The sequence below is a fragment of the Sunxiuqinia elliptica genome, assembly GCF_900113005.1.
Taxonomy (GTDB): domain Bacteria; phylum Bacteroidota; class Bacteroidia; order Bacteroidales; family Prolixibacteraceae; genus Sunxiuqinia; species Sunxiuqinia elliptica.
Map to the genome: position 1 here is coordinate 844,577 of NZ_FONW01000002.1, position 11,627 is coordinate 856,203.

General features: G+C 44.5%; 5 protein-coding genes. 1 reads left to right on the top strand and 4 read right to left on the bottom strand.

The genetic code is table 11. The annotated features are described in order from the left end of the window. Positions 1-79: 79 nt before the first annotated feature. The 4 genes from BM156_RS08265 to BM156_RS08280 form a co-directional block, all read right to left on the bottom strand. Complete coding sequence (locus BM156_RS08265) at positions 80-2,140, bottom strand: Sip1-related alpha-galactosidase (RefSeq protein WP_093919349.1); 2,061 nt, start codon at positions 2,138-2,140, stop codon at positions 80-82. Between the two features lie 37 nt (positions 2,141-2,177). After that, positions 2,178-5,390 carry a glycoside hydrolase family 2 TIM barrel-domain containing protein gene (locus BM156_RS08270; protein ID WP_212733454.1) on the bottom strand — a complete coding sequence of 1,071 codons (3,213 nt, stop codon included), beginning with the start codon at positions 5,388-5,390 and terminating at the stop codon, positions 2,178-2,180. A gap of 11 nt (positions 5,391-5,401) precedes the next feature. Then, positions 5,402-8,170: a sugar-binding domain-containing protein gene (locus BM156_RS08275; RefSeq protein ID WP_212733455.1), complete on the bottom strand. Its 2,769-nt coding sequence runs from the start codon at positions 8,168-8,170 to the stop codon at positions 5,402-5,404. A gap of 92 nt (positions 8,171-8,262) precedes the next feature. Then, on the bottom strand, positions 8,263-9,642 hold the full coding sequence (locus BM156_RS08280) for a sugar porter family MFS transporter (protein WP_093919352.1): 1,380 nt from the start codon (positions 9,640-9,642) through the stop codon (positions 8,263-8,265). Positions 9,643-9,924: 282 nt separating this feature from the next. On the opposite strand from BM156_RS08280, the gene BM156_RS08285 reads away from it, so the two are divergent. Continuing rightward, a complete protein-coding gene (locus BM156_RS08285) occupies positions 9,925-10,794 on the top strand; it encodes an AraC family transcriptional regulator (protein ID WP_093919353.1) in 870 nt (289 codons plus the stop codon). Positions 10,795-11,627 lie beyond the last annotated feature (833 nt).

Consider the following 11,627-nt stretch of genomic DNA (forward strand, 5'->3'; position numbering starts at 1 on the left):
GAAGAACCAATTGCGAAATTATACCAGGGCTGTCCGCCGCTACTTTTACAAAAAGCGACTCGTTGTTTGTATTTTGTGTTTACTTATTGTTTATCGTAATGCTTGTTTGTGTCGAAGTGGGCTCAATGCGATAAAGATTCTTAGCTAGTTGAGTCACGCTTGCGTTATCAGCAATCAACTTCCCTTTTTCGTGCCAAATAAGAAATGGAGCACTCTCTTTTAGTTTGATGGTAATTTTTTTGGCTGAGCGCTTTACAATCTCACAACTGGCAGGTGACAAATATTTGTCAGGACGACCAATGATGGCCCATCCGTTCTGAACCGGAATCAAGTGGATGATTTTAGTTTTCCACATGGGTAATTTGGTGGAGAACGTTTCTGTCATTTTCCAGGCTTTCCCTTCGTGGTAGTCAAAAGCAACAAGTCCTTCCTTGGGGGATTCCCATAATCCTCTGTAGGGTTGGATCATGGTTCCTCCGTATCGGTAATCTTCCGGAGATAGCTTGATTTCCAAGTCTTGTTCATTGTGAAAATTGGCCAGCCAGAATGTAGCAACCTGACCTTCTAAGGGGGCAACTACACGAAGTCCGGTTTCTGTTGGATCGTTAAAAAATCCTTCGGGAGTTAATGTTCCGGGAGCCAGTGGTCGAAGCAACTCCCCATCGCTCCAAGTAGCAGGTTTGATGCTCTCAAAGTTCACTTTGTCCATGTCTTCCGATACGTAAATCGGGCTGCCACATACAGCACGCAATTCTGCGCCTGACTGGCCGGTATGGTAGGAACTTATAAAAGCGTCGTGATCCAACCAGTGGGTCATGCCCAGGTAAATTGAATTCCGTAGGTTCTGAACGGCAATGTAACGGTTGTTTTCATCATCCCGATGGTAGTCAATTCCCGATCGGATCGTCGCACTCTTTTCGTGTTTAAATACGTGGAGATGATGTTGGGCAATGCAGTTGAGTAGTCCTTCAAAATGTTTTTGCCACGCTTTCTCCAATGCACGATGATTGTAGCTTGCTGCCTGAACCGGATTGGGTTGCGATTGGTATTCTTTTAATAAATCAGTTTGAAAATCCACTTTTATGAAATCAATTCCGGCCTCCTCCATTTCTTTCGCTCTGGTCTCGTAGAAAATGTCAGCACTTTCCTGATTGGTTTTGGGTACCATAAAACTGTCGTGTAACTTAAACAAGTGGTTGTTTAATTCGGTGATTTGATGGTTGGGTGAAATCCCTTTAAAGTAACCAGCCATGTGCCACCATTGTCCAATCCATCGAACGCCATCTTCACTTTTCAAATCTTTCAGTGATTGAAAGCTATCTGAAAATTTAGCTTTGTCGGGTTGAAAGCTCAGTAGGTGGTTGTTTTCATGATGTTCGTATCCATCGTCAATCAACATCCATCGTATCGGAACTTCGGCTGTTTCCATGTCTTTGATCATCCCCGATAGAATTTCAGTGTTCATGTTACGGCGGATGTGCTCCCAGGTGCAGTAGCCGGTATACTTGAACGGCTCAGGAAATTTCTTGTGTTGACGTAAAGCTGTTTTAGATTTTAAGGAGCGGGATTGCAGTGCTTTTTTCCAAACATTCAGGCTGGCCTCATGCGGCGTTTCCCCAAAAGCATAGGCAATTTTAGGAAGTATTCCTGAGAAGTTAGCCGAACCAAACGTTCCGGCATCAACCCACATTCCATCTTCACGAATAGTGAATGTGGAAAAGGCACTTTCGCCTGCCATGGCCAAGATCGATAGGTAGCGGTTATCATTTAGCTGTAAGCAAATAAATGATCCCATATCGATGCCTTCAAATGGTTGGTTGGCTTTTAGTTTGATACGTTGTGACTTTAAATGGTCTAAGTTTTCAAAGTCAATGCCAAGTACACGGTTGCCAATGGCATGTTTATCGACATGTGGGCAATAATAAACGCCCCGTTGAAAATCGGGCAGGATAAGTAAATCCGATTCAATGATTCCTTGCTGATCGGGCTTTACATTCATAAGCTTTTTTTCAATGAGCCCTGCTTTTTCGGCTTTTGACAAGTCGATGCTTTGTGCGTGCAAGGTATAGCTTGATAAGCAGACCAGTAGGGTGAGTGCAAGGTATTTAATCTCAGTATTTAATGAATTCAATTTTCTCATTTTATTGATTCAATTTTATCGATATCAGCATTGAACTTTATTCTGCGATTAATCCAATTTCGCTGATCATCAGGTTTCCACCTTTTTGAACTTTGGTTTTGAGCACGACTTCTCCGTCATTGGTATCTTCACGCATGACAAATAATTTTACCCACTTGCCATCTTGTCCAATGTTGTCGATCATCATTTCGCGCCCTTCAATCCAGATTGTTCCGGCTCGGTTTTGCTTGTTCGGATCGGTAAAACGAACAAACAGGTTGCCAATAATGCCGTTTGGAGTTTTTAGTTTGACCGTCATTTCCCGACCAGTCCAGGCAGATTCTTTTCCATCATTCCAGGTGTCGTGCGCTGCAACATCATAATTGCAGCCTGCTTTTTGAACCAGGATTTTATCGAAGCTTTTTTTCCATTCCTTTGAACCTGTTGCTGTCCGGTTGGCCCCACTTTTTACATATAAAATGGCATCTTCAAATCCTTCCGGAGCTTGTGATACCGCCGGTTGTACAAAATAGAAGAGCTTTTCGATTTCATCTTCACTTAGTTGATACGATGGATTGAAGTTACTTTGATTCATGTATCTCAGCAGGCTGTGCTTTAGCTGACGGGCAACCGGTTTGCTGTCATCCGAGATATCATAACCGCACACCATCAGTTTACCCGTTCCAACTTGGCATTCGAAGATGGATCCCAACTTGTCATTGATGTGGAAGTCGCTTATCGGTTGTGCCACCGGAAGCAGGTTCGGGTGATCATTCAGCACGAAGGACCGGCCTTTGCTGATGGTTTGCCATTGGTAATGACTAAAATTATCAGTCGGGAACCCGGCAAGTGCCGGATGCGCTTGGTTAACGTACAAGCCCAAGGTTGAATTTGCCTGTCCCGGGAAAAATACGCTTGACCAGAAAAGAGGCGTGAAATAAATCGGACGCGATGTTGTGCTGGTGCCCAGTTCGCTGGCATACAAGAGTACTTTGCCGCCATTTTTCAAAAATTCTAGTACCTCAGGCGTAATTTTGTCAACAGTCAACACTTCTTCCTGTTCGGGAGTTACCGGCGGGTAAATCCACAGATCCCAGCTATTGAAAAACTCGGTGCCGTTTAAGGTGATGCTGAAGGTATATTTCCCGGCTTGCTGAATCTGATCAAGGGAGAATGTTGCTTCTCCAATGGTTTTCAGCGTGCCACGTTCAACGGTAAAATCATCTATTGTTCCTTGCTGAATTAATTGGCCCAAAGCAGATGTTAGTTGCCAGGTAGCTGTTGTTTGAAGGGAGGTAGGCCCATAGTTGGCTACCTGTAGTGTAGCCGAAAAGTTTTCCTGATTCTCCCAAACAAACTTTTCGAATCGGGCTAAAGGAACAACGGTGTTGGAATAGCGCCGGAAGCTCTCGGGAGTGGTATTGCCTTTGGCGTCCCAAAAACAATCGAGCCAGCCAACCAGCGCTTCGCCTTGCCCTTGATAATCTTGCATGCTTAAAAGTTGAAATCCGGCGCAGGATTCGGTGCGAAAGAGGTTTTCAACATGTGCTTTGTAAAGCAGGTCTTGGATGGCTCCACTAGCCTCATGAAACTGCTGGTTCATGCCCAACAGGTGATTCTTTTGGGCTGACTCACGACACTCTTCAAGGTTACGGGCTTTTAAAACGCCGGTGTATTTGTCAATTTCGCTCCAAAGCGGGTAAACCGGAAACTGGCCAACTTCATGCGCAATGATTGGGATATTGGCCTGCGAGTAATGCTTCTCCAAATCGAAGTCGGTGGTATAGCCGCTTACACCATAGGTGCGCCCTACTCCCGGAATGTTGTGCGTCGCCATGTACTGGTCAACTGGCATTATTTTTCGTGCCGTTGAAACAGAATACAGGCGACGGTTATCTTCATTTTTGGCTTTCTCAACCCATTCTTGCATGGCGTCGAAATCGGAGTTCCCCAACTCGTTGCCAATGCAAAACATGGTAAAAGAAGGGTGGTTGCCATAAGCGTCAAGCATGCGTTGCATTTCGGCCTGTACGTAAGCATCAGCCGATGGATTTTTGCCCAACCCTTCAGGTAAGCCTTTGGTGTACATATCCGGGCGATCTTCGGGGGCAGAGGTCATCCACCAGTCAATCCACAGGATTTCGGCTTGCAGGTATAGTCCTAGCTTGTCGGCCGCAATAAAAGCAGCTTCGGGAGGACACCAGGAGTGAAAGCGGACATGATTGAGTCCGTAAGATTTATAAATTTTGAAAATACGTTCCCATTCGGCAGGATCACAAGAGGGGTAGCCCGTTAGCGGGAAATGCACACAATCCAAGTTTCCGCGCATGAAAACCGGCTGGTCGTTGATCAGAACTTTCGATTTTGAATGGCCCACTTTTCGGAAGCCAAAACGCGTTTGCTGTGTATCGCTGGCCTTTCCAGCTGCTGCAGTAACTGAAAGTTCATACAGGTTAGGCGTGAACTCATCCCACTTCTTAATCGGTTGATCAATTTTGAAGTTGAAGGAAGCTTCACTGCTACCGTTGGCAACTGCGGCTTTCTCTTTGGTGTTGAGAACCTCTTCTCCTGAGCTTAAATCAATCAGTTGGAAATGATAGTTTACTTTGGTTGCTTTCCCTTCATTCTTCGTGTCAAAAGTAACGGTCAGTTCATTCTTATCGACATCGGGCCATGTTTTTAGCCGGTCGATATGGACAGTTTCCGCAGCACGAAGTTCAATTCTACCAACAATGCCGTTCCAGATTGACTGGGTGTATTCGCTGTAAGTATGCCCTTTATCGCCAATGTTGTGAATCATGTCGTTATTAACTCGCACGGTAAGCGTGTGTTTTCCGGGGCTAAGTTTTCCCAGTTGGTGCCGATGTGGAACTCCGAGGCCATCCTGCGTGTCGCACTGTTTGCCGTCAATCCACACTTTGGATTCCCAGAGCACGCGCTCCAAAAACAGTTCGATGTTTTTGTTGCGCAGGTTTTTGGGAATGACAATTTCCCGTTGATACCAGGCTGGTCCAATGTACTTGTACGCCCGGGTTAAAATCCCGTAGTCGGAGCCTGAGGTCTTTTCTCCCATTTGAGCTTCGTCGGTTGTTCCTGGAAGTTGGATGGTGCCATTGAAAGAGCTTCCGGCCCATTTTTCTTGCTCGCCCAAGTTATTCGGATCCAGTTTGATCAACCACGTTCCGGCAAGGGAACGTGGATTCTCCTGAGCTTGAGTGAGTGCCCCAAGGAAGAGGGTAGTAAGTAGTATGAGTAGTAGTTTGTAGTTCATATTCAATTGATTTATCGTAGTAGGTTTTTGACTTGTTCAATGCTGCTGCTTTGTTTGGGGGTGAATTGTTTGCTTAGCATGTACTGTTCCAGGCTTGTCCGAAGCTGTTGGGCTGCAGGACGTTCTTGCAGGTTAGTGGTTAAGTCGGCACTGCTAACCAGAAGCTTGCCTTTTCCAACGGTGATTTCAAACAATAGAGCCAGTGGGCGATTCGTCACCCAATCATCAATGATTCGAACAATTGGTTCAATATCCGCATTTAGTTGGCTGATGTTGATGGCATCGGCATGCGAAACGGCATCCCACCATTGCCAGTTGCTGTGATATTCCGTTGGAAATTGGCTTAATGCCGGATGGCTTGGGTTGCATAGAATTCCCAAGGTATGCGGTTTTTGCCCTACGGTCCATGCGGTGTTCCAAAAGATGGATGAAAAGCCAAGTCCAACTTCGCCTCCATAACCTTCTTTCACGGTTCCTTTACCCAAGTTGAGTAAAACTTTTCCGCCTTTATTGAGTTGGTTAATAGCTTGGCGGTTGAGTTGACGGGTAACCAGAATTTCAGCTGGAGTCGCCGTTTTTTTAGCGGGATACACCCAAAGATCCCAGTGATTGATGGTATTTTCAATGCTAACTTCCAGACGGAGTTGTTTGGGCGAATCACTTGTTTTAAAAACGTAGTTCAGCTGTCCCAGGTTGAAACAGTTGCCAATAGGAATATCTTGTTGTTTGAAAATTCCTTGGGCAACGGTGGTCCCATCGGTTGTTTTTAAGGTCCAGCCTGATTTAGCTTGGTTTAGAGCCTCTGAACTGAAATTGGCAACTTCAACAGAAGCTTGCAAGGTATCGCCAACCGTGAAAACATGTTTTTTCAAGCGGGCCAAGGGAACAATGGAATTGCAGAACTGGCTGTATTCTTCTGGGGTGATATAGCCTTTTTCATCCCAAAAGGCATCTAAAACTCCAACCAAGGCCGTTCCTTGTCCCGGAAAATCGTGCAGGTCAAGTAACTGGAATCCGGCAAATCCTGGGGTTCTCAGTGCTGCCTCAATGTCGGCCTTGTAGCACAGAGCTTGCAGTTTTCCGGAAGCCAGCAAAAAGCTATCGGCCAAATAAATCATGCCTTGTTCTTCCAGCTTTTCCTGGAAAATTTCAAAGTTTTTAGCTTTCAGAACACCATCGTATTTTTCAATTTCTTTGAAATTGGGGTAGACACACCATTGTCCAATTTCATGGCTGACAACCGGCTTGCCGTCAGTAGTCAGGTCATCGCGCCAGTCGTAGTCGCTGCGAGGTGGTTGACTATTGATAATACTCTGCAGCCCTTCACCCCAACCCTGAATACGTGGAGCGGGGATATTGTGGTAGTTGTTGGCCTCGATAACAGGCCAGGCAGCTGCTCCGGTGTAAAGACGTCGGGAATCTTTTTCAGTCCAATAGTTGACAAAATCGGATAAAAACTCGCGTTGATTTTTCCCAGCGGGTTCGTTTCCGTAGGCCATCAGGCAAAACGAAGGATGGTTCCCATAGGCCTCAACCATTCGCTTGCTTTCATCCCATAGGTAGGCATCAATAGGTTTTCCGTCTCCGATGGTCGTTGTGGTATTTGCCCATGAAGAGCATTCTACCTGCAGGTAAACACCTAGTTCATCAGCTGCTGTGAATGCAGCTTCGGGTGGGCACCATGAATGAAATCGAATGTGGTTCAATCCGTGAGCTTTTACGATGCGCATAATTCGTTTCCATTCAGTGGTATCGCACGGCGGATAGCCTGTTTTTGGGAAAATGGCACATTCTAAAGTTCCTCGCAAAAAGGTCGGACGTCCGTTAATGGCAAATCGGCTTCCTTCAACCTTGAATTCGCGAAGACCGGTGATTATGCTTTTGCCGGACTGAGTGCCTTCTGTTTGTAACTGAAGGTCTAGTTCGTACAGGTTTGGATTGAATTCGTCCCACAAGGCAGCTGATTCTCCCAATTGGCAAGAAAGCTCTACCTGATTTTCACCGGGCAATAGTTCCAATTCCTGGGTTACCGTTGCAATGTCTTCGTTCGATGTGAAGTTATGAGGCTGTACATTCAAGCTAAAATTTCCTTTTTGCGTAACTGATCCCGTGTTGACCACTGTGGCTTTGACGGTGAATGATTTTGTGTCAAGGTCTGGAAATGCTTGCAGGCTGTTGATATGGATTGGCGCTTCAGCTTTTAGTAATAAGTCGCCAATCATGCCATTCCAGTTGGATTGGGTATGATCTGAAATGGAGTGAGAGTTTAACCCGGGATCAACCGCTTTTGTCCGGTTGTCAATGCAAACGGTCAGGCGATGTTTGCCGGGAGTTAGCATGCTGGTTAAATCGTATTGATGAGCAGTTCCAAGCGAGTTTTGCATGCCTGCTTCTTGCCCGTTAACCCAAACACGGCTTTCCCAGTGGCAACGTTCCAGGTATAGTTCGATTGCCTGTCCTTGCCAATCTTCAGGAATACTTACTTCCTTTTGATACCAGGCAGCTCCTTTGTAGTATTTTATGGGCTGAAGCCAGCAAGGGATCTTGATATTTCCAGGTTCCCGATATTTTGAATATTTGGGGCTTTTGAAATACGAGCTATCCACAATTTGTCCGGTCCACGGGGTGTTTACAGTTACTTCATTACCAATATTGTTGGTGGTTAATGAGCCTGGTAAGTTCAGACTGTTATCAAAGTTCTGGTTGTACCATTCTGCTTGAATTCCTTCATCATTTGGGTCCAGTGCATATTGCCAGCTTCCTGCCAAATCAATTTGCATTGGATCGTTTTTTGGTTGACAAGCGGAAGCCAAAAGTATGAATAATAGGAGGATGATATTCGTTTGTTTCATTTTTGATGATTGCTAATGGGTTAACGTTCTGTCTCTAATTTTTCAATTTCTTCCAAACTTTTTCCTTTGGTTTCAGGCAGTTTCTTCAGAATAAATAGGAAGCCTGTGATGCAGATAAAGGCATAAAGCCAGAATGTGCCGCTGGCATTTAGCCATTTATTCAAGATTGGAAAGGTGTAGGTCAGCACAAAGCTGGCAATCCAAAGCGACATGGTGGCGATAGCCATTGCAGCTCCCCGAATGCTGTTGGGGAAGATTTCGGAAAGCACCACCCAGGTAACCGGAGCAAGGGTCATGGCATAAGTGGCAATAGCCAGCAAAACAAGACTTAAAATAGCCAAGCCTTTCAATTCAAAAAAGAAGCAAATACCCATGGTCAGATAGATGACGGCTAATCCTAAAGATCCGGTCAATAATAGTTTTCGGCGTCCCCAGCTGTCAACAACCCGCATGGCGAGCAGAGTAAAAATGAGGTTGACTGTTCCGGTAATAACGATATTGAATAGCATGTCATTCAACGAATAACCGGCGGAAGTAAAGACCTCTTCAGCGTAGTTGAAAATGACATTGATCCCGCACCATTGTTGGAATGCCGCAAGCACAATTCCAATGATAAGTATCGGGCGTATTTTTTTTGAACGGAGTTTGCTCCAGTTAATTCGCGAGGAATGTTCGGTGAAAGATTCGTTGATGTTTGCCTCTTCCTGTTGGGCATAATCGGCGCCTCCAATACGCGATAAAATCTTTCTAGCTTCGGTATTATCACCTTTCTTAAGCAGAAAACGTGGACTCTCTGGAATAAAAAAGGCCAGAATAAAAAACAGTAGAGCCGGAGCCAGTTCTGCCCAAAACATCCAACGCCAGCCCCATTGTCCATTCCATGAATTCAGAATTGCCTGATCAGAAGCTCCCGGATCAACTTTGTCAGCAATAAGCAAATTGACTATTTGTGCTAGCAAGATTCCAATGACGATGGTAAGTTGGTTAACTGAAACCAACCGTCCTCGCGTGGCTGCCGGAGCTATTTCGGCAATATAAACCGGGGAAATAGCTGAAGCCAGTCCAATGCCAAGTCCGCCTATCAATCGGAAAATGATAAATGGCGTAAATTGAGAGACATAGCCTGTTCCTAAAGCAGAAATGGTAAACAGAGCAGCTGCGCAAATCAGCGATGGTTTGCGTCCGAAGCGATCGGAAATAAATCCGGAGGACAGTGCTCCAAATAAGCAGCCGATTAGGGCGCTGCTCATGGCCCATCCCTGAAGATTTGGTGAGTTGACAATGTCGAAAAAACGTTCGTAAAAAGGTTTGGCACCGCCAATGACCACCCAGTCGTACCCAAAGAGCAAGCCTCCAAGTGCAGAGATGAGTGTGATGCCAAAAATGAACTTCCTGTTCATGTAGTTTGGTTTATGAGGTTATACTTGAAGACAAATCTAGCATCAAATATGTAAATGGGAAATGAACTATTTTGTGATTTTATGGATTATTTTGCTTTTTCATTGATCTGGTTATTTTCTTTTTGTGGTTGTTTTTTAATGTTTTATGGTCGGGATGGTTTTGCGCTTTATTGATAATGTGTTGTTATTTTGATAGTTTTGTGAACTTTGGTAATTGAGCTATTCGGTATCCAATAGCCTGCAGTAGAATTTATGTCTTTGAAAAGTTTAATTTAGGATTGGATGAAAAAAGAAGAGGGTTTTCCTGGGCAATTGAGCTTTGTCATTCCGGAAAAAGTTATTTATCTGATTCAACAAAATCAGTTGGTGAATGAGCTTTACTTCACGGATATTGGCTATTATCCGCATGCGCGGCACCATTTCCGTTCGCGTAAGCAGGGAAGTTCTCAGTATATTCTGATCTATTGTTTGGATGGTGAAGGCTTGATTCGCATAAGGGATGAGGACCATTTAATTGGAGCAGATCAATTCTTTATTATTCCGGCCAATGTGCCGCATGCTTATCATTCGTCAGCTGAAAAACCATGGTCGATTTATTGGATTCACTTTACTGGTGAAAAAGCCCGTTGGTTTCAACATCTAACGGGAGAATGCCGAACAATTGAACGGGGAAAAGATTCCCGAATCCACGATCGGATCAATCTTTTTGGTGAGATTTTTCGAAACTTGGAACGGGGCTATAGCCAGGAAATTCTGGAGTACGTGAATCTATGCTTGCGCTATTTGTTGGGCTCTTTTTCTCACATCCAACAGTTTCGTGAAGTAAGAACCTCGGATGAGGACGATGTTGTTGCCCAAAGTATTAATTACATGCTCGAAAATGTGGAGCGCAAATTGAAACTCGAAGAAATTGCGTTGGTAGTTAAGTTGTCGGCCTCCCATTTCTCCCGCTTGTTTCAAGGCAGGACGGGCTATTCTCCCATTGAGTACTTTATTCAGTTGAAGGTGCAGCGAGCCTGCCGGTTGCTGGACAATCGGTCGTTTAGTATTGCAGAGGTGGCTTATCAATTGGGCTACGAAGATCAGTTCTATTTTTCGCGGCAGTTTCGCAAAGTCATGAACCTGACTCCGCGATCCTACCGGAAGCGTTGATACGGGGCGGAATGGAATCGAGCTTATTAGACATTAGATTTTCAGATGTTCGGATTCTCGGATAACCTCGAACCTCAAATCATTTCAAACGATCTGGAACTTGGAACTTTTTCATAAGTATTTTATTTTCAGTTTATTTAAATGGTGTCGACCCATTAGGATAAGAATAGGTAGGATGTTTTATTTGGGTAAAGTTAAAATAAGATCTACCGTCACTCGGAGTGGGATTGTAATCCGATTGTCATAAAACAATAAATCGGGTTGGAGTATTGCCATCTAAGATTCCATATGCATAAACCTTAATGATATCCGAAGCAGGTTTATGGATGCCAAGATAAAATCGGTGCCTCTCAGACAGATGCGTAGTAATCTTCTCTTTATAAATGTATCGCCCTTATCGTTAGAAAAGTATAGCATTGGGGATATATCTTTATCATCACGCGAAACGATAATTAAATCCCAATTATCAGTTGAATCAATATCTGTATATCTCCCGTTTAACTTTTTAATCCAACTAGTCGAGGAATTGGTTGTAACGTAAATGCCAGAAGTTGTTGCTGAAAGGCATGTGTGCAACTTCGCTTAGCTCGAACTCACGTTAAATTAGCATTATCTATACTCAAATCTCCACTAATAGTAGAGTAAACAAATCCAGCTTTTTAAATATTTCAGCAATGGTGAAGGAGGAGGTGGGTATTTCTTTCTGGTAGACTCCACCGACTTCCCAATTTGCTTAGATGAAGGAACGCCCGGTATGGGCTCTCGCCATTAGAATGCACCGTGTAGGGGAACAAACCTCTGTGCCTGAGCAGTAAAGCGTAAATATCATTACT

What these genes read in the sequence shown, in the direction of transcription:
- BM156_RS08265 (WP_093919349.1), bottom strand. Translation starts at nt 2,140, where the DNA reads ATGAGAAAATTGAATTCATTAAATACTGAGATTAAATACCTTGCACTC.
- BM156_RS08270 (WP_212733454.1), bottom strand. Translation starts at nt 5,390, where the DNA reads ATGAACTACAAACTACTACTCATACTACTTACTACCCTCTTCCTTGGG.
- BM156_RS08275 (WP_212733455.1), bottom strand. Translation starts at nt 8,170, where the DNA reads ATGCAAATTGATTTGGCAGGAAGCTGGCAATATGCACTGGACCCAAAT.
- BM156_RS08280 (WP_093919352.1), bottom strand. Translation starts at nt 9,642, where the DNA reads ATGAACAGGAAGTTCATTTTTGGCATCACACTCATCTCTGCACTTGGA.
- BM156_RS08285 (WP_093919353.1), top strand. Translation starts at nt 9,925, where the DNA reads ATGAAAAAAGAAGAGGGTTTTCCTGGGCAATTGAGCTTTGTCATTCCG.